Here is a 23,826-nt window from a genome sequence, read left to right as displayed (position 1 = left end):
TTCTACCAGCGCCGCTCGAACCGACGCCGAAGCACGATCGCGGTGATGTTCATGGCCATGAGGAAGACGAGCAGGATGATGATGGCGCCGGACATGCGCTCGACGAAGGCGCGTTCGGCCTCGTTCGCCCACATATAGATCTGCACCGGCAGCGCGGTAGCCGGATCGAAAGGCGTCGTCGGTGGATCGGCGACGAAGGCGACCATGCCGATCAACAGCAGCGGCGCGGTTTCGCCGAGCGCGCGCGCAAGACCGATGATGGTGCCGGTGAGGATGCCGGGCGCGGCAAGCGGCAGGATGTGCTGGAACACCATCTGCATCTTGGAGGCGCCAAGACCGAGAGCTGCCGAGCGGATCGACGGCGGCACCGCGGCAAGCGCGGCGCGCGTCGCGATGATGATCGTCGGCAGCGTCATCAGCGTCAGCACCAGGCCACCGACGAAAGCGGCGGAGCGCGGCATGCCCAGGAAATTGATAAACACCGCGAGGCCGAGCAAGCCGAAGACGATTGACGGCACTGCGGCCAGATTGTTGATGTTGACCTCGATAAGGTCGGTGAAACGGTTCTTCTTGGCGAATTCCTCCAGATAGATGGAGGCGGCGACGCCGATCGGCAGCGCGAGCAGCAGCACGATCACCATCATATAAAACGAGCCGATGATCGCCACGCCCATGCCCGAGGTTTCCGGGCGGCTGGAGGCGCCGTAGGTGAACAGGCCGCTGTTGAAGTGCTCGGCCATCGCGCCCTCGGCCTTGAGCTTGTTCATCCAGGTGATCTGCTGGTCCGAGACCTTGCGTCGCGCTTCCTCGACACTGAGGTCGATCTGGCCCTTGAAAGCCGAGTCGAGATTGGCGGCGGCGAGGATGTTGACGTCGCGTGTCGTGCCGATCACCGAGGGATCGGCGGCAACGATGTCGCGCAACTGGACGCGGGCGCCTTCCGAAAGGAAGCCCTTGAGCTTCTGGATCATCGGCTTGTCATCAGGAGAAATGCCGAGCTTGGCCACCAGCGCGTTTTCTGCGAGCTTGGGATAATTCGCCTTGATCAGAACGCTCGGATCGGTTGCGCGCTTGCCGGAAGGATCGATCACCTTCTCGTCGAACGTGATCGGCAGCGATACCGTCGTCTGCCAGAAGGCGGTGTAGCCTTTCGAGACGATGGTGATCAGCATGATTGCCAGGAACGCCAGGCCTACGGAAATCGCCACGACGCCATAGATGCGGAAACGGCGTTCGGCGGCGTAACGGGCCTTCAGGCCGATGTCGCGGCGCGGATGGGCCGCCGGCCTGACCATCGTATCCATGGGAATGTCGGTCATTCGTACTGCTCCCGATATTTGCGCACGATGTAGAGCGCGACGATGTTCATCACCAGCGTCAGCGTGAACAGCGTCAGCCCGAGCGCGAAGGCGACCAGCGTCTGCGGCGAATTGAACTCGAGGTCGCCGGTGAGCTGGTTGACGATCTTGACGGTGATGGTCGTCATCGCCTCGAACGGGTTGATGGTGAGGTTGGCGGCGACGCCCGCCGCCAGCACGACAATCATCGTTTCGCCGATGGCGCGCGAGGCAGTCAGCAGGATGGCGCCGACGATGCCGGGCAGTGCAGCCGGCAGGATCACCCGCTTGATCGTCTCGGAGCGGGTCGCGCCGAGGCCGAGCGACCCGTCGCGCATGGCGCGCGGTACCGCGGTTATGATGTCGTCTGAGAGAGAGGAGACGACCGGGATCAGCATGACGCCCATGACCAGGCCAGCGGTGAAGATGCTCTGGCCCTGGATGAACGGCGAGCCGCCGGTCAGCGCCGCGGACAGGTCGCGCAGGAACGGCCCAAGCGTGACGACGGCGAAGATGCCGTAGACGATGGTCGGTATGCCGGCCAGCAGTTCAAGCGCCGGCTTGACCACCGAGCGCACCCTGGGCGTTGCGTATTCGGCCATGTAGACAGCCGACATCAGCCCGACCGGCACCGCAACCAGCAGCGCGACGGCGGCGATATAGAGCGTGCCGGCAAGAAGCGGGATCAGGCCGAACTGGCCCTGGCTGCCGCCCGAACCGGCAGCGGCAAAACGCGGATCCCAGACCGTGCCGAAGAAGAAACTCATCGGCGAGACGCTCTCGAAGAAGGTGATCGTCTGGAACAGCATCGAAAGCACGATGCCGACGGTGGTCAGGATGGCGATGGTGGAGGCGGCAAGCAGCCCCCACAGCATCAGCCGCTCGACATTGTTGCGCGCCCTGGCGCGCGGCTCGATCTGCCTGAGCGCATAGAAGGCGCCGGCGATCGAGGAAGCGAGAATGACAATGGCACCGAACAGGCCGAGCCGGTCCTGGACCTTGTTCGCCTCGACAGCGATCGGGATCATGTAATCCTGTGTGTCGCTCGCCAGTGCCACGCCCTTGGCGGCGAGCAGCGGCTGCAACTCGGCAAAGCTGGCAGGCATTGCGGCCAGTGTGCCAGCATCGAGTTTGCGCAGGCCCCTGGCGAGGCTCTTTACCAGGCTGACATCCAGTGCCTCGCTGGCAACCTTGCTGTCGACGGTACGCTCGGGCAAGGCAGCGTGGATGTGCCGGTCAAGATAGACCGAAGAACCGACGGCCCAGACGGCAAGCAGCAAAAGAGCAGGCAGGACGGCGAGCAGGAAGGCCCACCAGCCGTGATAGTGGGCACGCGAATGCGGCTTGACCTTGCCATTGTCCTGGGCCGCGGCACGCTGCCGGCCGATGAAAAAGGCAACCAGGCCGACGGCAACGACGATGGCCAGTACGAGCAAGGACGACATGGACCCACCCCAAGGGAAATTCTAACGCAGCCGCCATTGCGGCCTGCGGTGAAACCGGGGCGCGGATTTGACCCGCACCCCGGTTCGGCAGCTTGATTACATCGACTTTCCGGCGGCGAAAGCGTCACGCTGGGCCTGACGCTCGGCATCCGGAGCAGCAACGAGGCCGTATTCGGCGAGCGGGCTTTCCGGGCCAACCATCTGGTCGTCGAGGAAGAACTCGACATATTCCTTGAGGCCGGGAACGACGCCCAGATGCGCCTTCTTGACGTAGAAGAACAGCGGGCGCGAGACGGGATACTTGCCGCTGGCAATCGTCTCGGTCGAAGGCACGATACCTTCCACGGTGGCGACCTTCAGCTTGTCGGCATTGTTCTCATAGAAGGCGAGGCCGAACACGCCGACGCCGGTCTTGTTGGAGTCGATGCGGGCGAGCGTCTCGGTATAGTCGCCATCGATGTCGACGGCCTTGCCGTCCTTGCGGATGGCAATGCAGGTTTTGCCGATTTCCTTGTCGTCGGCAATGCCGGCGGCCTTGAGAGCAGCCTTGTCACAGCCGGCATCGAGAAGCTTGGTCTCGAACACTTCGCGCGTGCCGTGCTTTTCGCCCGGAATGTAGGCGGCGATGTCCCAGTCGGGCAGCTTCGGATTGACCTGGCTCCACTTGGTGTTCGGATTGTCGACGAGCTTGCCGTCGACGACCAGCTTGGCCGCGAGCGCCTTGTAGATGTCGGCGGGAACCAGCGCCCAGTCCGGGCCCTTGATGTCGGTGGCGAAGACGATGCCGTCATAGCCGATCCGGACTTCCTGGACTTCCTTCACGCCGGCGGCGGCGCAGGACTTGAGTTCGTCCGCCTTGATCGGACGCGACGAGTTGGCGATGTCGATCGTGTCTTCGCCGACGCCCTTGCAGAATTCCTTGATGCCGGCGCCGCTGCCGCCGGATTCGACGACCGGGGTCTTGAAGTTGGTGAACGTTTCGCCGAACTGCTCGGCAACGATCTTGGCATAAGGTAACACGGTCGATGATCCGGCGACCTGGATCTGGTCGCGCGCGGCGGCGAAGCCGGACGACGCGGCGAGCGCAAGCGCAGCGGCCGACGCCGTATAGAGGAATTTCTTCATGTGGCCTGCTCCTGTTCGGAAGATGGTCTCTCGGCGCTCGTCAGTCGGCGCCCGCTGAGGCCAATAGCCTTCGATTATAACAGTCGCATGACAGTTTGATGTCACCCCGGTAACGCGTCATCGCGATGAGCAAAACGCCGCCTGGCCGGCACTGACCACGCAGCCCGGCTTTGTCCCCGGAATCAGAGACTTGCTCCGCTTGGGGCCGAGATTGGCCGGCGATTTGGGGTTAGCCGGCCTTTACGAAAAAAAGCCGGACGGGAGCGCGTTGCTCTCAGCCAGACGGTGTCATGGCCGGGCCATCGCCGAAAACAGGTCCGTTGGGGTAGGTTGACGCTGTCTCATGCCGGCGGTCGCTGCTCCCGCCCGTAACTGGAAAGGGAGGAATCGAACGCCGCCATTGTCTCGACTGGATACAACCTTTGATATGGTGCGATCGCACCATAGTCTTGGCCGCTGGCAGGGCGCGAATCTTCGCCGTATTTCCGGCACTCGGACAGGCAGGACCGGCCCTACCCGGCGTTGCGCTGAGCCTGCCGGCTGGCGCCGACCCAGCGCTCGACCTTCTCGAGCAGCGCCCGGGGACTGATCGGCTTGGGCAGATAGTCGTCCATGCCTGCCTCCAGGCAGCGCTCGCGGTCGCCCTTCAGCGCATGCGCGGTGACGCCGACGATCGGCACATGCGTGCCGGTTTCTTCCTCCAGCCGGCGAATGGCGGCGGTCGCTTCGAGACCGTTCATCTCCGGCATGGAGACATCCATCAGGATCATGCACGGGTTGAGCCGCCCGAAGGCGTCGAGCGCCTTGCGGCCATTGCCGACGATCTCGAAACCATAACCGGTCTCGCCGAGGATCTGGGTGAACACCATCTGGTTCACCTCATTGTCCTCGGCCACCAGTATGTCCAGCCTGTCGCCACCAGCCGCCACCGGTGGCCGGGGGCGAATCGAAGGCGGCTGCAGCAGCGCCCGCTGTTCGGACGGTGCCGAGGGCTGCGGCCGCGTCACATTGCTCGCAGCGACGTCGGCCGCGAGCGGCTGCGGGTCGCTGCCGCCAGTGTTGTGGCGATGCCGCTGGATGGTGGCGACCAGCGTTTCCAGCAGCACCGAAGAGCGCGCCGGCTTGATCAGCTGGGCATCGATGCCGAGATCGCGATAGCTGGTGTTGGCGAGCGACTGGTCGACCGAGGTCAGCATGATGATCGGCGTTCCGGCAAGGCCAGCGGTGTTGCGCACGATCCGCGCCATTTCGGCGCCGCTCATTTCAGGCATCTGGTAGTCGAGCACGACGCAATCGACCGGCACGCCATAGGCGGCAGCGGCGATCAGCACCTTGAGGCCTTCGGCGCCGCTTTCGGCCGCGCAGGAATCGAACGTCCATGATGTCATCTGCTCGGTCAGGATCGCCCTGTTGACGGCATTGTCGTCGACGATCAGCACGCGCGCGCCGGTCACGTCGATCGGCATGATGCGTTGTCCGTTCTGCTGTCCGGCCCTCGGCAGCGTCACCGAAAACCAGAACGTCGAACCCTTGCCTTCGGCGCTTTCGACCCCGATGTCGCCGCCCATCAGCTCGACGAGCCGCGAGGTGATGGCGAGGCCGAGGCCGGTCCCCTCGTGCCGCCGCGTCGATGAAGTGTCGACCTGGCTGAATTTCTCGAACACCAGTTTCAGTTTTTCCTCGGGGATACCGATGCCCGTATCGGTGACCGAAATGGTGAGCTTCGTTCCGGTTGGAACCCTCTCGCCGGTGACGTCGACCAGCACATGGCCCTCATCGGTGAATTTCACCGCATTGCCGAGCAGGTTGGTGACGATCTGCCTGATGCGGCCGACATCGCCGATGAACAGGCTCTCGAGCCGAGGCTCGACACGTACGATCAGCTCGAGGTCCTTCTCCTTGGCGCGCGTCGACACCAGCGTCGCCACGTCCTCGATCGCTTCGGCAAGATTGAACGGCGCCGGATCGAGCACCAGCTGACCGGCATCGATCTTGGAGAAGTCCAGTATGTCGTTGATGATGGTGAGCAGCGCATTGCCCGACTTCACGATGATGTCGGTAAACGTCTTCTGCTTCGGGTCGAGGTCCGATTTGGCCAGCAGTTCGGCCATGCCGAGCACGCCGTTCATCGGCGTACGTATCTCATGGCTCATATTGGCGAGGAATTCCGACTTGGCGCGGTCGGCGAGCACGGCGCGCTGACGCGCCTCGCGCAGTTCGGCCTCCCGCATCTTCAGCTCGGTGATGTCGGTGGTCGAGCCGATCAGGTAGAGCGAACCGTCGGAGGCGATCATCGCGCCCTTGCGGGCGAATTGATGCCTGACGCTGCCGTCGGCCAGCGTCACCGTCTCTTCGACCTCCTGAGTTTCGCCGGTGCGCAGCACGGCGAGGTCGCCATTGACAAAGGCCTCGCCATCCGGCCCGAAAATCTCGATGTCGGTCTTGCCGATGGCCTCTTCCTTGCTGAAGCCCGTCAGATCGCACCAACCCTTGTTGACATAGAACTGCCGGAGATCGGAGCGCTTGGCGTAGATCGATACCGGTACATTGTCGATCAGGCTGCGGAACACCTCGTTCTCGCGCATGCTTTCTTCCAGCGCACGCTCGCGTGCCTTGACGTCGGTGATGTCGGTGCTCGAGCCGACCAGATGCACCGACCCGTCCAGCGCCACCAGGCGGCTCTTGCGGGTCATCAACTGCCGAACCGTGCCGTCGCGATGGGTGACGGGTTCCTCGACCTCCTTGACGACGCCCGTCACGGCGACTTGCGTGTCGTCATGGCTGTAGCCATCCGCGTCCTGCGCGCCGAACAACTGCCGGTCGGTGCGGCCGATGACATCCTCCTTGGCCAAGCCGGTGATCGCGCACCAGGCCTTGTTGACGAATTCGATGCTCAGGTCCTGCGCCTTGATGAAGGCGGCCACCGGCAACTCGTCCATCACATGCCGGAACAGGTCGATCTGGCGCATGGAATCGCGCAATGCCGCCTCGCGACTCTTGATCTCGGAGATGTCGACGCGAACGCCGATGAAGGTGCCGTCGTCGGTCCGCATGTCGTAGACCTGATACCAGCGGCCATCGGGATTGTGACGCTCGTAGGAGGAACTGGGCAAGCGGTAGCGGGCGAGGATCGCGTCCAGCCAGCGGTCATGATCGCTGTCGTAGAGCTGGTCGATTTGCGGATCGCCGCTGCTGCGGAAATAGCCGTTCGCATGACCCAGCACGAGTGCTTCGCGGAATGTACAGCCGGGCTGCCACGCCGGCTTCAAGGCCGGCAGCGTATCCTGGATCTTGCGGTTGGCGAAAACGAACCTGTCGTCGCGATCGTAGATGATCACGGCGGCCGGCAAGGATTCCAGCACGCTGGCGAGATGCTTGCGTGCGTCCTGCGCCTCCGTCTCGCGGCGCTTCATGTCGGAAATGTCGAACAGGAAGCCGGCAACGTAGTTGCGGCCGCTGGCCATGCCGACGCGGCTCTTCCGGACGATGCGCGAGCGGCTGGCGCCGTCGACCTCGAAATTCTCTTCCACTTCGTACGGCCGCCCGGTGGCAAGGACGTCACGTTCGCTCTGCTCGAAAAGCGCGACAGCGTTCGTTGGGAGGAAATCGCCGCCGGGCTTGCCGAGCATGGCTTGCGGCGTCTGGCCAAACAGAGCGGCGAACGCCTCGTTGACGAAGACGAAACGCAGATGGTCGTCCTTGACGAAGATCGGATCCTTGACGGCGTTGATCACCGCTTCCGCCAGCCGCGCTTTCTCCAGCGCGTCGGCAAGTTCGGCCTCCCGGTCCTTCATGTCGGTGACGTCGACATAGGAGATCAGCCGCTTCCCGCCGGCCAGCGGCGCCATCGACGATATCAGCGTGCGGCCGTCATTGCGTGGGAACTGCCGCGATCCGGCGGTACCGGCCCTGATTTCCGCCTCGCGCTCAGCGATATGCCGCTGCCATGACGCGTCGTCGGAGCCAAACGGATCGATGTCGCGGCTGGCGTCCATCAGATCGCGGAAGCTGCAGCCGATCTCGGCGCGCCGCGCGTCGATCTGCCAGAAATCATAGAAAGCACGGTTGATGATCTCGGCGCGCATATCGGCGTCGAGCACGAGGACACCGATCGGCATCTGGTCGACCATTGTGCGGAGACTGGCGAAGGTCTCGGCATTCCTGGCATTGGCGTTTTTGATCTCCGCATCGCGCTGCTTGATCTCGGTGACCTCATAGTAGGTCAGCAGCCGCTTGCCCCCGGACAACGCCGTCACCGAAAACATCATCGTCCTGCCGTTGGCATGGACAAATTCGCGAGGCGCGACGGATCCGGCGCGAATCTCGTCGAGGCGAGTAGCGAGGTAGCGCTGCCATTGCTGTTCGTCGATGTCGCCATAGATGCCGCTGCTGCGGTTGAGCTCCATCAACAGGCTGAACGGAGCGCCGACGGCAACAGCACCGTCCGGAATCCTCGAGAGGTCGCGATAGGCCTTGTTGACGATCAGCGTGTCGAGCCTGGCATCGAGAAGCACGACGCCCATTTGCATGGCGTCCATCGTCCGCTCGAGGTCGGCCAGATGCTGGTCGGGCTCGCCATCACCCGATGATTCCTGCCCCAGATTTTTGAAGGCGCCGGCCAGAGCCGTGACGTTGCGGCCGATGCCGCGATAGCCGGCAAATCTTCCTTCGTCGTCGAACTTTGGAAAGCCTGACGTCAAAACCCAGCGACAGTCGGCGCTGCCAGCCTTGAGCTCATAGACGAAGTCGCGAAAAGGCCGGTGCGCCTGCAGATCCTCCAGATGCGCCGCGCCACTGCGATCGCCGTTCAGGACCTGGTTGAGGAAGTCGAAGCGGAACCGGCCAAGCACGTTTGCCGGATCGATGCCGGTGGCGGCCTGGTAATTTTGCGAAAGCCAGGAGAAGCGCAGTTCGGCGTCCGTTTCCCAGACCCAGTCCGAACCGGCTTCAACGAGTTGGCGAAGCGCATCGTTCGAATCCATGCAAGAGGCGGACGATGAGGCATCGTCGCCATGCACTGTGGATCTGCGAGGCCCGCGCTTGCCGCGCGCGCCGATTGTTTCGTCCGCTTCCGCCATGCCGTCCCCACCCCGAAAACCAAGGCCGAACCCTCCTCCGCGGTTCGTCGGCGGAATCTGCCCGAGAAGCATTAAGGATCCGCTAACCTTAACGGTCGGTTGGACAGGATTGCGCGGCGCGGTCTGCTTCATTCCGCCCGGTTGTCGGCGGGGTCGAACCCGCTATATAAGCAACGGCAGGGGTATTGCTGATGCTTGGACGGATTGTGCCTTTTTTCATGGGGCTGGCGCTGCTTTTCGGCGGCGGTTGCTCGCGCAGTTATGACGGCACGGTCGTCATCCCGAGACCGCTTGATGTCCGGCGATTCTGGGATCGGCCGCCACCGAATGTCGACTATGGGCAATCCGAGGTCGAGAACGGCGCTTTTCCTGTGGCGCCGCAGCCGGACCGGCGTTTTTCCGAGCGCAAGGTCAGCCATGCCGCACCGAGACGGCACCAGACGAGGTTGCCTGCGTCCGCTTCCCTATCGGCGCCAGCGAAACCGCTGACCTGCAGGAACGTCAGCGAGCCTGGCAAGAGAGCTCGCATGGTCTGCGATTAGATCGGAGCGGGTCCCTAAAAGCGGGACCCGGTTTTCGGATGGGATGCGATCAAGACGCGATCCGCGGATAGCTTCGGTGACCCGGCCTCACAGTGAAGCAGCGCCCTTTTTCGGCTCCTTCGCACCGAGCTTGTCGAGTGCAAGACGAACCTGACGCAGATCTTCCTGCCAGCCGTCATCGTCGTCCATCGGACCCTCCGAGGCAGCCCGCTGCAGCCCACGCGCCTCGGATTCGATCTCGCGCAGTTCGGCGATTTTCTGTTCGGTGGTCAGCGAGTCATCTTCGACGATCTCCAGCACCCGCATTTCCCGGAACGTAGCCACGGCGTTTCTCCCGGCTGATGTCGATCACAACGCCGTGAGCGCCTCTCTGTTCCAGCCGGATCAGGCAACCGCATCGCAGCAGGCACGCCGCAGCCGGTGATCGCCAATTGGGGAAGCCGGCGATCATTCGGCCGGGAAAAACGCCGGGCCGACCACGCGCACCGACCGCTTGCCGGCCTCGATCGAAAGGTGCTGGGCGGCACCTGGCGCTTCGGCATCGATTCCAGGGACGGCCGCAACCGTGCCGAGATCCGGCTTCGCCGTCGGCAGCGGAATAATGGCATTGCGCATGTTGGCGGGCGTCACAGTCCTGGCTCGCAGTTCGGTGACCCGCTGGTAGTATCGCTTGACGTCGCATGCCTTGAAATTCGCATCATCGCGATATCTGAAGGCTGCCGGCAGTTCGGTATAAGGCTTGCGCGTGTCGAGCGCGACCATCTGGTCGGTTTCGAGGCTGGCATCGCTCAACGTGTAGAGGTCGACGCTGGGGTCATCGCAGATGTAACGGCATTGATCGGCCGTCTCCTTCAGATCACCGCTGGCGGCGAATTGCGACTTTGGCGCCGGGAAGAAATACCCGTCCGACAGACGCACGCAAAACAGCATCGCATTGCCGCCGAACGTGGTGCTCGCCGATTGGGTGCCGGGCGCGGCGCGCGCAGACCGTTGCTTTGCCGAAGGCGCGCAGCCAAGCGCCACGAGGCGCGCTTGCAGACCCGCCGTGTCGCGGCCTGAATTCCCGGCGGCAGCGATCCGGCGCTGCACATCCGAGCGGCTCCTGGCGAGATCGGCGCAAGCGTTGAAGAGACCACCAAGCGAACTTTTCGCCGTGCACTGGCGCTGTCTCTCGATAGTCTGGATGGCTGCAAGTTGCCGGCGCAGTTGAGCAAGCTCCGGGTTCGCCCCGTTGCTGCGGCCACCCGAAAGCAACTGGCTTCTGATCGCGCCGCAGCTGTCCGCGTAGGACGAAAGCGTCCCGAACAAAACCGCCGCCAGCGAAATCAATGCGAGCATCATGGAAGGCCAGAAACGGATCATCGGACAACTCGGTCCTTTTTGCGGAGAACCCGGAATTACAGTCCATAACTTACACAAGCTTCAGCTATATGAGTAAACTCTAATTATCTCAAGAACTTCAGCTCGAATAAGCTTTTGTCTATTGTATTATGTCATCTCGTGTAAATTCGATATTACATTTTTATTTCAAGATTGAGACGAACCTCGAAGGAAAGCGCAAGCCCGACCCTCGCCGCGGACCTGCAACGAAACGGACCGCCATTATCGCCAGGCGTTCGAAACCTTTGCCCGGTCTTCCGCGTTGAAGGACCAAAGGGAGAACGCAGATGTCGATCCACTTCACCGTCTCGGACCTGACAAGAAACCTGTTTCACTCGCTGGGGCTGGATCAGCGCGCGCCAAGGCCTCTCAATCCCGAACAAAGCCTGTTGCTGGAATGCTATCTGGCCGGTCAGGTTCCGGAATCGGCCTGGAACGACTACGTCTTCGAAACGCCCGATCTTGCCCGGCATGCCGCGGCAAGGCGCAGTCACCATTGAGCCGGCGGCGGGTGCCTACTTGGGAGAGGCGAATTGCAACGTGAACACGTTGCCGGCGATGCCTTGCGCCAGTTTCGCTGAGAAGGTCAGGGGCAGACAATTCTGCAAGGCGGTCGTTGCGGCGTCGACAAAGGACTTCTTCGCCTTGGCATCGCCTTCCACCTTGATGGCTGTCGGCCTCGGTGGGCCGATCAGCGTGCCGTCCCGCTTGAAGCTGAAGCTCAAGGTGACGCTGGCGGTTCCCGCTCCCGCCGGCGGTGTCCAGCAAGCCTGGATCGCGGCCCCGACATCGTCCATCGTGTTGAGTTCAGCTGCACTTGACGCATGAACAGTGCCCGCCAGCATCACGCCCGCAACCGCAATCCATCGCAACGCTTTTCATCGCCAGCCCTCACGCCTGACCACGGTCCATCTGGGACGCTCAATGGATGGTAGGGCCAACGTCGGCAATGGCAATATCTCTCGGCAAACTTGACGCCGAAAAAGCGACACCTGACTGGGCTTGCGCGGTCTGATCGCTGCTCGATCGCGCCTGGCGATAAAGCAATGCCGGTTAAGTGTGAAACGGTTTTCCCGGAAAGGCGCATAACGCTTTTCCCTTGGGAATTGCGTCGAACGAAGCGTGCGAAAAGCAAAAGGCCGGCATTGCGCCGACCTTTCCTATCGCTGCGACGTTCTGCGCCAGTACATCCGTGGTCGCGGGCCGAAAGCGAATTGCCTGCAGTAGACAGGGCTTTGGTTAACGAACCCTTAAGCTCAGGCCTTGGCCTGGGACTTCACATGGGCGATATAACCGCGCACGTCGCCGGCCGGCTCGCTATAGGCCTTGCCGAGCTTCTTCTCGATCGCCGCCACATAGTCCTTCGCCCATGTGGGCAAGGCATAGTCGATGACAGCCAGAAATTCGAGCGTCGCCGCCAGCCGGATATCGGCGATCGACGGATGCTTGCCGCCGATGAACGGCTTGCCGTCCCTGAAGAACGAGTGGAAGACCTCCAGCGGCTCGGCAATCGCAGCCATCGCCGCCTTCTGGGCTTCGGACTTCTTGTCGGGATGGGCGTCGCTGTGGCCGACCTCGCCGGCATAGTGCGGGAAGCCGAGCGCCGGATAGGTGGCGCGCGCCACATAGGGGTAGAGCGTGCCGATCAGGTAGAACATCGCACTGTCGACCATCGCCCGCTTGGCCGGCGCCTTCGGATAGAATTTCTCCAGCCCGTGCTTGTTGGCGAGATATTGCATGATGGCGCAGCTTTCCCACAGCACGCCTCTGGGCAGGCCCTTGTCCTCGATCATCGGTGTCAAATGCGCGGGATTTCGCGCCATGAACTCCGGCGAACGGGTGTGGCCCCAGGCATCGGTCTCGGCGTGGTCGAAACCCGCCGCGCGCGCAAACACCCGCACGGTCATGTTGTTGACGCTGGGCTTCAGCATGCTGAGCTTCAGCGCCGGCTTCTTGGCCGGCTTGGCCTTGGCCCTGGGCGCGGCATTTGCCGTCGCCTTCACGGCAGGCTTGGCGGCCGCCTTGGCTTTTGGCTTTGCCGCAGCTTTCGCCGCCGGCTTGGCGGCAGCTTTGGCCGCGGATTTCCCGGCAGTCTTCGTCGCTGTCTTGGCCATCTTGTTCCTCCCTCTGGTCTGCTCAGTATGGGTTCTTCGGCGCCCGATCGTCCGACAGGGTGGCACGGGAACGCTCTACGAGCGTCTGGATCGCATCGGCGAGATGCACTTCGGCGATGTTGTAGTCGCCGCGCCCGACCCGCAACCTGTGCGCTTCCATCAGCACATCCGCATGGGTGAAGCCCGCCGGCGGTTCGAAGCGGTAGGACGCCAACTCGATCAGCAAGCCGAGCGGATCCTCGAAATAGATCGAATCCATGAAACCGCGATCCTTGACGCCGCTGTGCTTGATGCCGCGCTCGTCAAGCCGGGAGACCGCCTGCAGGAAGGTGACGCGCGACACCGAAAAGGCGATGTGGTGAACACAGCCCGGATCGGTCGGCGTGCGCCGCTTCTCCGGCGTCCGGCTCTCGTCGGTGAAGATAGTGATCAGCCGGCCGTCGCCGGGATCGAAATAGAGGTGGCTTTCCCTCGGCTTGTCGAGATTGGGCTGTTCGAAGATGAACGGCATGCCGAGCACGCCTTCCCAGAAATCGATAGAGGTCTGGCGCCCGGCGCCGACCAGCGTGATGTGATGGACGCCCTGCGATTGCAGCTTCTGCATTGGCCTTCCTCCCCCATGGATCAACTGGCCTTACGGACAGCGCGGCGTTCTGCGCGCCGCTGGAGCCGCACCCAGGATCCATGATGTGATGCTAATGCAAACAGCTCCGCGGCGCCAGAAGCGACGAACGCGGTGACGCAACGGATAAAGCCGACTGATGGAAAGTGCGCCGTCCGCACTTCCGATGCCCGGCATCGGAAGCACGTACGCGCTGCGCTTTGGAGGCTGAGATCGGCGAATCCGGCCGATAGCCGACCGAATTGATGTACCGACTTACGAGCCGCTGCTGTTGACCGTAGTGCCGACGGTCGTGAAGATCCCGTTGAGCGAATTGCCAACCGCCCCGGCGCCGGTGATGATCGCGAGCGCGATGAGAGCTGCGATCAAGCCATACTCGATCGCGGTCGCGCCAGACTCGTCCCAAGCGAAACGACAAGCTATTTTCTGCATTTCAACCTCCTACAGATACTAAAGCGAAAACTAATATTCGCCGTGAGTTGCGGGGACGTTAAGGTTCTCGGTTTCGCGTCCGTTAACATTTGCCAGACGAATGAAATAATGGCCGGGTTGGTTGGTGCCACTGGGAGTTTTTAAGGCTGCGGCTACCTGTGCAGAGCGGGTTTCCCGGACGCCACAGTATCGAGGCTCCGCGACTTCAGAAACGAAATCGACGGCATCCTGCAAATTTGTCGAAAAACTTGGTACGCCCAAGGGGAATCGAACCCCTGTTCCCGCCGTGAGAGGGCGGTGTCCTGACCGCTAGACGATGGGCGCGTTCAAGAACCGGCGATATAGGCTGAGCGCTGGGAAAAAGCAACTGGGGTTTGGCCGCTTTCCCCGGTCGAGGAAAAGCCGGCCGTCAGCCTATCGTTTCGGTTCGATCAGATCCCAGAGATTGCCATGCAGATCGGCGAAAACCGCCACCGTGCCGTAGGGCTCGAAGCGCGGTGCTTCGCGGAATTCGACGCCTTTCTCCAGCATCGCCGCGTGGTCGCGGGCAAAGTCGTCGGTTTCCAGGAACAGGAAGACACGCCCGCCGGTCTGATTGCCGATACTTTTGCTTTGCGCCTCGTCGGAAGCCTCGGCCAGCAGCAGCCTGGCGCCCTGCCCGTTGGCCGGCGCCACTGTGACCCAGCGCTTGCCGCCGCCGAGATCGACATTTTCGACGAGCAGGAAACCCAGCCTCTCGACATACCAGGCAATCGCCTCGTCATAATTGGCGACGACCAGGGCGACCGTGGCGACGCGACGATGTTCGGCGAACCCGCTCATCCCCGAGGCTTGCTCATGGGCCTGCTGCCGTTCATCGTTGCGGCTCGGTCACTTGTTGCGGATCGCAAAGCGGCCGATCAGGCGTCGCTCAGTGATGTCGTAGACGAAGATCGTGCGGCTGCCGTCGGCAAGCTCGGCGTCGATCGAGACACGGTTGCCGGACAGCGACTGGCTGACCACCTTGGCCCCGACCGGCAGCACGATGTCGCCGCTGACCGGTTCGCCGGCGGGTGTCTGGATATCCCCGGCCAGCGGCGGGTTCGCCGGCGGTGCATTGCGCGCTTTGTAGACAAGGGCGCCGATCACCACCATAAGGGCGAGGAACAGCAGGCCGAGATTGATCCCGACGAAGCGGACGAGTTTCCTGCGCACCTTTTCGACCTCGGGGTCGAGCGGCTTATCCTGGTCTTCTTCGGCGATCGGGGTGGCCATGGCAAACAGTTCCGGAACGGTTTTTCAATGAGCGCTCATAACGAAGAGGCCCCTGAATTGATAGAGGCGGTACCGACCGTGCTGGTGGCGGATGCGGACGCGGCCGGTCAGCGCCTCGACCAGTGGCTGGCGGCAAGGCTTGGTCCGGACATGTCACGCAGCCGCGTGCAGATGCTGATCAGGCAGGGCGCGGTCTCGGTCGACGGCAAGCCTGTCGATGAGACCAAGCGCAAGATGGCGCCGGGCGAAAGCGTGTCGGTTACCATGCCGGAACCGGAGCCGGCGGAGCCGCAGGGCGAGAACATCGCACTCGATGTGCTTTATGAGGACGACGAGCTGATTGTCATCAACAAGCCGGCCGGGCTTGTCGTGCACCCCGGAGCGGGCAACTGGACCGGTACGCTGGTCAACGCGCTGATCCATCATTGCGGCGACAGCCTTTCCGGCATTGGCGGCGTGCGGCGGCCAGGCATCGTTCACCGCCTCGACAAGGAGACCAGCGGCGTCATGGTGGTCGCCAAGACTGACCGCGCCCACAAGTCACTCTCCGAGGCTTTCGCCGATCACGGCCTCACCGGCGATCTCGAACGTGCCTATCTGGCGCTGGTCTGGGGCATACCGCAGAGGCCGACCGGAAGGGTCGACGCGCCTCTCGGCCGCGCGGCCGACCGCGTGCGCCGTGCCGTGGTGCCGGAAGGACGCGACGACGCCCGCCATGCGGTCACCCACTTTGCTGTGCAGGAGCGCTTCGGCGAGAGCCAACAGGAGTTCGCCACCGCCAGCATGGTCGAATGCCGGCTGGAGACCGGCCGCACCCACCAGATCCGTGTCCACATGGCGCATATCGGTCATCCGGTGATCGGCGACCCCGATTATGGCCAGGCCTTCCGCACCAAGGCCAACCGGCTGCCGGAACCGCTGAAAAGCCAGGTCAAGGCATTTCCCCGGCAAGCTTTGCATGCTTGGCTCCTTGCATTTCGCCACCCCACTACCCATCTAACGATGAGGTTCGAGGCGCCGTTACCGAGGGACATGGAGGAACTCGTCGGCGGCTTCCGCAAACTCTGAACCCGTCACCGACAAGCCATCAAAAAACCTGACTGACATTGTTCACTTCACCGTGACACACTGTTTCGTGTTGAACAAATGCCTGTCTTTTCTGGTTTTGTTCCTGTATAAGATCCGATGTCGCGGGCGAGCCTTTTGGTGCTCGCGTCACATGCCCGCCGCGTTTCGGGGGCATCACTCCAATAGAGAGGGGGCGCTATCATGGCCCAGTCACTACCCAGTATCGTTTCCGGCGAAGGCGGCCTCAGCCGCTACCTGGAAGAAATCCGCCGCTTTCCCATGCTGCAGCCGCAGGAAGAGTACATGCTCGCCAAGCGTTATGCCGAGCATGAAGACACCTCCGCTGCGCACAAGCTCGTCACCAGCCACCTCAGGCTCGTCGCCAAGATCGCCATGGGCTATCGCGGCTATGGCCTGCCGATCGGCGAAGTGATCTCGGAAGGCAATGTCGGCCTGATGCAGGCCGTCAAGAAATTCGAACCCGAGCGCGGCTTCCGCCTCGCGACCTATGCCATGTGGTGGATCAAGGCCTCGATCCAGGAGTACATCCTGCGCTCGTGGAGCCTGGTCAAGATGGGCACGACCGCCAACCAGAAGCGCCTGTTCTTCAACCTGCGCAAGGTGAAGGGCAAGATCCAGGCGCTCGACGACGGCGACTTGAAGCCCGACCAGATCGCCGAGATCGCCACCAGGCTGAACGTTTCCGAAGCCGAAGTGGTGTCGATGAACCGCCGCCTGTCGGGCGATGCCTCGCTCAATGCCCCGATCCGGGCGAGCGAAGGTGAGTCCGGCGAGTGGCAGGACTGGCTGGTCGACGACCACGAAAGCCAGGAAGAGATGCTGATCGAGCAGGACGAGCTGGAAAACCGGCGCGGCATGCTGTCGGGCGCTCTTGCCGTGCTCAACGAGCGCGAGCGGCGCATCTTCGAGGCCCGTCGCCTCGCCGAGGAGCCGCTGACGCTGGAAGAGCTTTCGTCCGAATTCGACATCAGCCGCGAGCGCGTGCGCCAGATCGAGGTGCGCGCCTTCGAGAAGGTACAGGATGCGGTCAAGGCCGCCGCCAAGCGCCAGACCCAGGCGCTGCGCACCATTGAGGCGCAGCCCGCAGCCTAAAGCCGGCTAAAGGCAACAAGATCTAAAGGCGGCGCCAGGAAACTGGCGCCGCTTTTTTTCTTGTGTGGTTGGCGAAAGCGGAGACGACATCCGACCTCCCCGCAAGGGGAAGATTGCAGCTTCGCCGGCAGCGATCTCTCAAAGCCCATCCAGCGGAAACTTCAGATACCGCCGGCCATTCGCTTCGGGTTCGGGCAGCCTCCCGCCATTCATGTTGACCTGCAGCGCATGCAGGATCAGCCTCGGCATCGGCAGCGTCCTGTCGCGCGCTTCGCGCAGGGCGACGAACTCGGCCTCGCTGCGGACGGCGGCAAGATGGGTGTTGGTCGCCTTCTGTATGGCGACCGTGCTTTCCCACAAGGGTTCGCGGCCGCCGGCCTGATAGTCATGACCGACGAACAGCCGCATCTCGTCCGGCAACGCCAGTATGTCCTGGATCGAGCGCCAGAGCCGCGCGGCACTGCCGCCGGGAAAGTCCGTCCTCGCTGTGCCGCTGTCGGGCATGAACAGCGTGTCGTGGACGAAGGCGGCATCGCCGATCACATAGGTGATCGACGCCAGCGTATGGCCGGGCGAGAACAGCACCTTGACCGGAAGCGTGCCGACCGTGAAGGTTTCGCCTTCACCAAACAGCCTGTCCCACTGCGAACCGTCGGCGGGAAAATCCGGCCAGTTGTAGATCGCCTTCCACAAATTCTGGACGTCGACGACCCTGTCGCCGATCGCTGTCGGCGCTCCGGTCTTCTCCCTCAGATAGTGCGCCGCCGAGAAATGATCGGCGTGCGGATGGGTGTCGAGGATCCATTCGACCCTCAGCCCCTGCTCGCTGACGAAGTCGAGCAGGATATCGGCATTCGTCGTTGCCGTAGCACCGGATTTCTCGTCGAAATCGAGGATCGGATCGATGATGGCGCAGCGTTTCGTCGCCTGGTCGGCGACGACATACTGGATGGCCCCGGTCGGCTTGTCGTAGAAGCCGCTGACCTGCGGCCTGGCCAAAGCTACGTCCAATTCTGGCTTCCCCAACTCTCGGTCGTCAGGAATGATTTTCTCTAACGACACCCGAGAGGAGCATGGTTGTCCGCTCGGGTGAGCCAGTCAAGCATCATTTCGCTCGCGGCGACAGGAAAGCCAAAAACTGTTCCGAGGAGCGGTCAGGCAGAGGGCTGCTTGGTCTTCCGCAGATACGGCAGGATGGTCTCATAAGCGCCGAAGCGGTTGATCGCGTCCTCGTTGGAGACGGCAGCGGTGATGATGACGTCCTCGCCCTGCTTCCAGTTTGCCGGCGTCGCCACCTGATGCTTGGCGGTCAGCTGCATGGAATCGACCGCACGCAGGATCTCATCGAAGTTGCGGCCCGTGGTCATCGGGTAGGTCAGCACCAGCTTGATCTTCTTGTCCGGTCCGATGACATAGACCGAGCGCACCGTGGCATTGTCGGCCGGCGTGCGGCCTTCCGACGTCTCGCCGGCACCGCCCGGCAGCATGTCGTAGAGCTTGGCGACCTTGAGGTCCTTGTCGCCGATCAGCGGGTAGTTCACCGAATGGCCGGTCGCCGTCTTGATGTCGTCCTGCCACTTGCCGTGGCTTTCGACCGGATCGACCGAAATGCCGATGATCTTGACGTTGCGCTTCTTGAATTCGCCTTCGAGCCCCGCCATCGTGCCAAGCTCGGTCGTGCAGACCGGCGTGAAATTCTTGGGATGACTGAACAGGATCGCCCATCCGTCCCCGATCCAGTCATGGAATTTGATCGTCCCTTGCGTGGTCTCGGCGGTAAAATCCGGCGCAATGTCGTTGATACGAAGGCTCATGGTACATCTCCCCTGTAAACGGAACCCGTCGGCAGCGAGGAACGACAAGCGGCAACCCATGCCGCCATCGAGCTGCCCCGCCCGGGCATCGTTGCATCTTAGCGCAAAAATTGTGACTGCAAGACAATATGAAACTCTTGTCGGCGGCAGGCGAGCATTTTTATGCTGCCGAATGCTCGGCACGCGGATGAGAGCCTGTTGAGCTGGACAGGAGAGATCCTGCCTCAGCTCTTGTTGACCGCCATTGTCACAGTCAGGTCTTCCATGCGCTGTGCCAGCGCGCTGAGCGCGTTGGTCAGCACGCTATCGCTCTTGTCGGCCTTGGTCAGAGCCTCGTCGCGGGTCTTGCGCAAGGTCAGCACTTCGCTTTCCATGCCCTTGACGCGTTTCTGCAACTCCGAGAGTTCATCCATCACCATGATGCCAGCCATCACGGTCAGCCGCTGATCGCCAATCTCGCCGAACGAGTCCTTCAGGTGCGAAACATAGCGGTCGAAACGTTCGGCAAGATCGATCAGATGCTCTTCCTGGCCCTCGTCGCAGGCCATGCGATACTGCTTGCCGTCGATTGAAACCGTGACCTGTGCCATCGGGCCAGCTCCTATCTGTCCAACACGGCGCGGATGGTTTCCATGGCGGTCACCAAACGTCGCGAGACTTCCTTGTTGGCATCTTCCAGCCGTTCGGCGCGCGCTTCGGAATTGTCGAGTTCCTGCGCCAGCCGCGAGCGATCGGCATTCATCCGCTGCACCTCGGCCTCGGCTTCGGAGTAGTCGCGTTCATGCTCGAGCTTGGCCGCGACGGCGTTTTCCAGCCCCTCGATGGCCTTGCCCAGCCTCGCGATGACTTCCTTGAGTGTGGCTTCCCCGGTCATGGCCTTCGTCCTGTGCCCTGCCCATCACCGAATCGTTCACGTTCAGAACGCGTTATCCCTGAAACATTAGGCACCGGGTGAAGGCAACGTCAACAAAGCTCTCGCGACTGTCCCCCGCTAACGCTAATGTAGGTCCGCCGCCGGCATCACAAGACCGGCAAATGTGCACCCGATTTGTTGACTAAAAGCCCGCGCCTGCTATGTGTCGCGCACCCTTTTCAAGGGCTCTCCCAAGCCCCCAAACCCCCACTTCTGGAGGAACCATGACGTCGCGTGAACAACATGACCGGATGGCCAATGCGATCCGCTTTCTCTCCATGGACGCCGTCGAGAAGGCAAACTCCGGCCATCCCGGCCTGCCCATGGGCTGCGCCGACATCGCCACGGTGCTGTTCACGAAGTTCCTGAAATATGATCCGAAGGCCCCCCATTGGCCTGACCGGGATCGCTTCATCCTGTCGGCCGGCCACGGTTCGATGCTGCTCTATTCGCTGCTGCACCTGACCGGCTACGAGGACATGACGATCGACCAGATCAAGCATTTCCGCCAGTTGGGCTCGAAGACCGCCGGCCATCCCGAATACGGCCATGCCACCGGCATAGAGACGACCACCGGCCCGCTCGGCCAGGGTCTCGCCAATTCGGTCGGCTTCGCGCTCGGCGAGCGCATCATGAACGCAGCCTTCGGCAACGACCTCGTCGACCATTACACCTACGTACTGGCCGGTGACGGCTGCCTGATGGAAGGTGTTTCCCAGGAAGCCATCGCGCTTGCCGGCCATCTCAAGCTCAACAAGCTGATCGTCTTCTGGGACAACAACAACATCTCGATCGACGGCCCGGTCTCGCTTGCCGACAACACCGACCAGGTCGCCCGCTTCCAGGCCTCGGGCTGGAACGCCAGCCACATCGACGGCACCGATCCGGAAGCCATCGCCTATGCCATCGAAGCCGCTCGTCACTCCGACAAGCCGACGATGATCGCCTGCAAGACGACCATCGGCTTCGGCGCTCCAACCAAGGCCGGCACCAACAAGGCGCACGGTTCGCCGCTCGGCGCCGACGAGATCGCCGGTGCGCGCAAATTCTTCAACTGGGACTCGCCGCCCTTCGAGATTCCGGCCGACATCCTTGACGCATGGCGCGCCGCCGGTAAAACCGGCGCCAAGCCGCGCACCGACTGGGAGGGACGTCTGGCCAAGGCCGAGCCCAAGTTGAAGGCCGAGTTCGAACGCCGCCTCGCCGGCAAGCTGCCGTCGAATTTCGACGCCGTCATCGCCGACTACAAGAAGAAGCTGTCGGCCGACAAGCCGAAGGTCGCCACCCGCAAATCCTCGGAAATGGCGCTGGAGGTCATCAACGGCGCCGTGCCGGAAACCATAAGCGGCTCCGCCGACCTGACCGGCTCCAACAACACCAAGACCAGCCAGACCAAGAACATTACGCCCGACGATTACGGCCAGCGTTATGTCCACTACGGCATTCGCGAACATGGCATGGCGGCCGCCATCAATGGCTTGACGCTGCATGGCGGCCTCATCGCCTATGGCGGCACCTTCCTGTGCTTCTCCGACTATGCCCGCCCGTCAATGCGTCTTGCTTCGCTGATGGGCATCCGCTCGATCTTCGTCATGACCCATGATTCCATCGGTCTGGGCGAAGACGGCCCGACCCACCAGCCGGTCGAGCATCTGGCGGCATTGCGCGCGATCCCCAACCACAATGTCTTACGCCCGGCCGACGCGGTCGAAACCGCGGAATGCTGGCAGATCGCCCTGGAGTCGGAAAAGACGCCGTCGACCTTGGCGCTGACCCGCCAGAACCTGCCGACGGTGCGCACCGAATTCACGGCCAAGAACCTCAGCAGCCAGGGAGCCTATGAGCTGGCCGCCGCCAGCGGCGAGGCGGCGATAACGATCTTCGCCACCGGCTCCGAGGTCGAGATCGCACTTGGCGCGCGCGAGCTGTTGGAAAAGCACGGCCATCCGACCCGCGTCGTCTCGGTTCCCTGCTTCGAACTGTTCGACCAGCAGAGCGACGACTACCGCAAGAAGACGATCGGCAATGCGCCGATCAAGATGGCGATCGAAGCCGGCATCCGCCAGGGATGGGATCATCTGATCGGCTCAGACGGCATCTTCGTCGGCATGACCGGCTTCGGCGCGTCGGGCACGATCGAGCAACTCTATCCGCATTTCGGCATTACCGCCGAGGCCGCGGCCAAGGCGGCGGAAGCCCGCCTGCACGCCAAGTAAGATTCTGGGCCAGTTCGGCGAAACCGCGAAAACGGCTTCGCCGGGCTGGCTCAACTTAATCGATTTAAATCCACGCCAGTGCGGCTGGATTCTTTCTGCTTCCGCCGCTATGAAACTGCAGACCCCTTGTCCGCCCTCCAACTCCCAGGGAGAGAATTATGACCGTCAGAGTTGCCATCAACGGATTTGGCCGCATCGGCCGCAACATCCTGCGCGCTATCCATGAATCCGGCCGCAAGGACATCGACGTCGTCGCCGTCAACGACCTCGGCCCAGTCGAGACCAATGCGCACCTCTTGCGCTATGACAGCGTGCACGGCCGCTTCCCGCATGAAGTCTCGGTATCCGGCGACCAGATCACCGTCGGCAAGGAGACGTTCAAGGTCACCGCGATCAAGGATCCGACGCAGTTGCCGTGGAAGGAACTCGGCATCGACATCGCGCTCGAATGCACCGGCATCTTCACCGCCCGCGACAAGGCAGCGGCACACCTGACCGCCGGCGCCAAGCGCGTCGTCGTTTCGGCCCCTGCCGAAGGCGCCGACCTCACCGTGGTCTACGGCATCAACCACGACCAGTTGACCAAGGATCATATCGTCATCTCGAATGCCTCGTGCACCACCAACTGCCTGGCGCCGCTGGCAGCCGTGCTGCACGAAACGGTCGGCATCGAAAAAGGCATGATGACGACGATCCACTCCTACACCGGCGACCAGCCGACGCTGGACACCATGCACAAGGATCTCTACCGCGCCCGCGCCGCTGCGCTGTCGCAGATCCCGACCTCGACCGGTGCCGCCAAGGCGATCGGCTTGGTGCTGCCCGACCTCAAGGGCAAGCTCGACGGCATCTCGATCCGCGTGCCGACCCCGAACGTCTCGGTCGTCGATTTCAAGTTCATCGCCAAGCGGTCGACCACGGTGCAGGAGATCAACGAAGCGGTGATCGCCGCCTCCAACGGCAAGCTCAAGGGCATTCTCGGCGTCACTCATCACCCGAACGTGTCGATCGACTTCAACCACGATCCGCGCTCCTCGATCATGGCGCTCGACCAGACCAAGGTGATGGACGGCAATTTCGTATCGGTGCTCTCCTGGTACGACAATGAATGGGGTTTCTCCAACCGCATGGGCGACACATCGGTCGCCTTCGGCAAGACCATCGCCTGATCACAAAGCCCTCTTTTCGAGACTTGGAACGCCCGGCTTTGCCCGGGCGTTTTTCATGAGCGCAGCTTGCGCCTTCCCGAATCGTGTCCCGGGCGCCAAAACATCCGAAAATCAGCGGCATAGGCCAAAAAGCCACCCTGCCGCCTTGCACTGGTCACGTCTTCGCCCCACTCTCTCGCAAAGCAGGAGACAGACGAATTTGAG

The 23,826-nt window shown here is 62.4% G+C and carries 21 protein-coding genes and 1 tRNA gene; 5 read left to right on the top strand and 17 right to left on the bottom strand.

The features are described 5' to 3' along the window. Positions 1-2 precede the first annotated feature (2 nt). From pstA to RPF88_RS27265, 6 genes are all read right to left on the bottom strand, one after another. The gene (pstA, locus tag RPF88_RS27290; RefSeq protein ID WP_013529270.1) at positions 3-1,319 is read right to left on the bottom strand and encodes a phosphate ABC transporter permease PstA; all 1,317 of its coding nucleotides are present in this window, start codon (positions 1,317-1,319) and stop codon (positions 3-5) included. Beyond that, positions 1,316-2,782 (bottom strand): phosphate ABC transporter permease subunit PstC, encoded by a 1,467-nt coding sequence (pstC, locus tag RPF88_RS27285; protein WP_063169148.1) that lies wholly within the window; start codon positions 2,780-2,782, stop codon positions 1,316-1,318. The genes pstA and pstC overlap by 4 nt, the downstream gene beginning before the upstream one ends. Before the next feature lie 96 nt (positions 2,783-2,878). Then, a complete protein-coding gene (locus RPF88_RS27280; protein WP_027163159.1) occupies positions 2,879-3,907 on the bottom strand; it encodes a PstS family phosphate ABC transporter substrate-binding protein in 1,029 nt (342 codons plus the stop codon). A 512-nt stretch (positions 3,908-4,419) separates the two neighbouring features. Next, the gene (locus RPF88_RS27275) at positions 4,420-8,985 is read right to left on the bottom strand and encodes a PAS domain-containing protein (RefSeq protein ID WP_337123515.1); all 4,566 of its coding nucleotides are present in this window, start codon (positions 8,983-8,985) and stop codon (positions 4,420-4,422) included. A 629-nt stretch (positions 8,986-9,614) separates the two neighbouring features. Next, a complete protein-coding gene (locus RPF88_RS27270) occupies positions 9,615-9,851 on the bottom strand; it encodes a hypothetical protein (protein WP_013529265.1) in 237 nt (78 codons plus the stop codon). A gap of 123 nt (positions 9,852-9,974) precedes the next feature. Next, on the bottom strand, positions 9,975-10,889 hold the full coding sequence (locus tag RPF88_RS27265) for a DUF2865 domain-containing protein (RefSeq protein ID WP_127367512.1): 915 nt from the start codon (positions 10,887-10,889) through the stop codon (positions 9,975-9,977). Positions 10,890-11,194: 305 nt separating this feature from the next. Between RPF88_RS27265 and RPF88_RS27260 the strand changes: the two genes are divergently transcribed. After that, the gene (locus RPF88_RS27260; RefSeq protein WP_013529263.1) at positions 11,195-11,407 is read left to right on the top strand and encodes a hypothetical protein; all 213 of its coding nucleotides are present in this window, start codon (positions 11,195-11,197) and stop codon (positions 11,405-11,407) included. A 15-nt stretch (positions 11,408-11,422) separates the two neighbouring features. Here RPF88_RS27260 and RPF88_RS27255 read toward each other — a convergent pair whose 3' ends face one another. From RPF88_RS27255 to RPF88_RS27225, 7 genes are all read right to left on the bottom strand, one after another. Beyond that, complete coding sequence (locus tag RPF88_RS27255; RefSeq protein WP_337123916.1) at positions 11,423-11,752, bottom strand: hypothetical protein; 330 nt, start codon at positions 11,750-11,752, stop codon at positions 11,423-11,425. A 411-nt stretch (positions 11,753-12,163) separates the two neighbouring features. Further along, positions 12,164-13,021, bottom strand: coding sequence for a glutathione S-transferase family protein (locus RPF88_RS27250; RefSeq protein ID WP_337123514.1), 858 nt, complete (start codon positions 13,019-13,021; stop codon positions 12,164-12,166). Between the two features lie 22 nt (positions 13,022-13,043). Then, on the bottom strand, positions 13,044-13,625 hold the full coding sequence (locus RPF88_RS27245; RefSeq protein WP_013529260.1) for a VOC family protein: 582 nt from the start codon (positions 13,623-13,625) through the stop codon (positions 13,044-13,046). A gap of 273 nt (positions 13,626-13,898) precedes the next feature. Next, the gene (locus RPF88_RS27240) at positions 13,899-14,075 is read right to left on the bottom strand and encodes a Flp family type IVb pilin (RefSeq protein WP_013529259.1); all 177 of its coding nucleotides are present in this window, start codon (positions 14,073-14,075) and stop codon (positions 13,899-13,901) included. 249 nt (positions 14,076-14,324) lie between these two features. Continuing rightward, positions 14,325-14,399 (bottom strand) — tRNA-Glu (locus RPF88_RS27235). Between the two features lie 90 nt (positions 14,400-14,489). Further along, positions 14,490-14,897 carry a VOC family protein gene (locus RPF88_RS27230; protein WP_023810974.1) on the bottom strand — a complete coding sequence of 136 codons (408 nt, stop codon included), beginning with the start codon at positions 14,895-14,897 and terminating at the stop codon, positions 14,490-14,492. A 48-nt stretch (positions 14,898-14,945) separates the two neighbouring features. Further along, on the bottom strand, positions 14,946-15,329 hold the full coding sequence (locus RPF88_RS27225) for a fimbrial protein (RefSeq protein ID WP_337123513.1): 384 nt from the start codon (positions 15,327-15,329) through the stop codon (positions 14,946-14,948). A 27-nt stretch (positions 15,330-15,356) separates the two neighbouring features. Between RPF88_RS27225 and RPF88_RS27220 the strand changes: the two genes are divergently transcribed. Together RPF88_RS27220 and rpoH are read left to right on the top strand one after the other, a co-directional pair. Continuing rightward, positions 15,357-16,397, top strand: coding sequence for an RluA family pseudouridine synthase (locus RPF88_RS27220; RefSeq protein ID WP_064993253.1), 1,041 nt, complete (start codon positions 15,357-15,359; stop codon positions 16,395-16,397). Positions 16,398-16,598: 201 nt separating this feature from the next. Next, positions 16,599-17,510 (top strand): RNA polymerase sigma factor RpoH, encoded by a 912-nt coding sequence (gene rpoH, locus RPF88_RS27215; RefSeq protein ID WP_013529255.1) that lies wholly within the window; start codon positions 16,599-16,601, stop codon positions 17,508-17,510. A gap of 138 nt (positions 17,511-17,648) precedes the next feature. Here rpoH and RPF88_RS27210 read toward each other — a convergent pair whose 3' ends face one another. From RPF88_RS27210 to RPF88_RS27195, 4 genes are all read right to left on the bottom strand, one after another. Next, positions 17,649-18,521: an MBL fold metallo-hydrolase gene (locus tag RPF88_RS27210; RefSeq protein WP_337123512.1), complete on the bottom strand. Its 873-nt coding sequence runs from the start codon at positions 18,519-18,521 to the stop codon at positions 17,649-17,651. Between the two features lie 143 nt (positions 18,522-18,664). After that, positions 18,665-19,324 (bottom strand): peroxiredoxin, encoded by a 660-nt coding sequence (locus RPF88_RS27205; protein WP_063173204.1) that lies wholly within the window; start codon positions 19,322-19,324, stop codon positions 18,665-18,667. A 224-nt stretch (positions 19,325-19,548) separates the two neighbouring features. Further along, positions 19,549-19,914, bottom strand: a complete 366-nt coding sequence (locus RPF88_RS27200) for a cell division protein ZapA (RefSeq protein WP_013529252.1) — start codon at positions 19,912-19,914, stop codon at positions 19,549-19,551. A gap of 11 nt (positions 19,915-19,925) precedes the next feature. Beyond that, a complete protein-coding gene (locus RPF88_RS27195) occupies positions 19,926-20,198 on the bottom strand; it encodes a DUF4164 domain-containing protein (RefSeq protein ID WP_013529251.1) in 273 nt (90 codons plus the stop codon). Positions 20,199-20,461: 263 nt separating this feature from the next. On the opposite strand from RPF88_RS27195, the gene tkt reads away from it, so the two are divergent. Together tkt and gap are read left to right on the top strand one after the other, a co-directional pair. Further along, positions 20,462-22,453, top strand: coding sequence for a transketolase (gene tkt / locus RPF88_RS27190; RefSeq protein WP_064993256.1), 1,992 nt, complete (start codon positions 20,462-20,464; stop codon positions 22,451-22,453). A 158-nt stretch (positions 22,454-22,611) separates the two neighbouring features. Then, positions 22,612-23,622: a type I glyceraldehyde-3-phosphate dehydrogenase gene (gene gap, locus RPF88_RS27185; protein WP_063173206.1), complete on the top strand. Its 1,011-nt coding sequence runs from the start codon at positions 22,612-22,614 to the stop codon at positions 23,620-23,622. Positions 23,623-23,826 lie beyond the last annotated feature (204 nt).

The sequence above is a fragment of the Mesorhizobium sp. ISC11 genome (assembly GCF_037162595.1).
Lineage (GTDB): Bacteria > Pseudomonadota > Alphaproteobacteria > Rhizobiales > Rhizobiaceae > Mesorhizobium > Mesorhizobium ciceri.
Note: the sequence above shows the minus strand (reverse complement) of the source record. Positions and strands in the feature narration are given on the sequence as shown.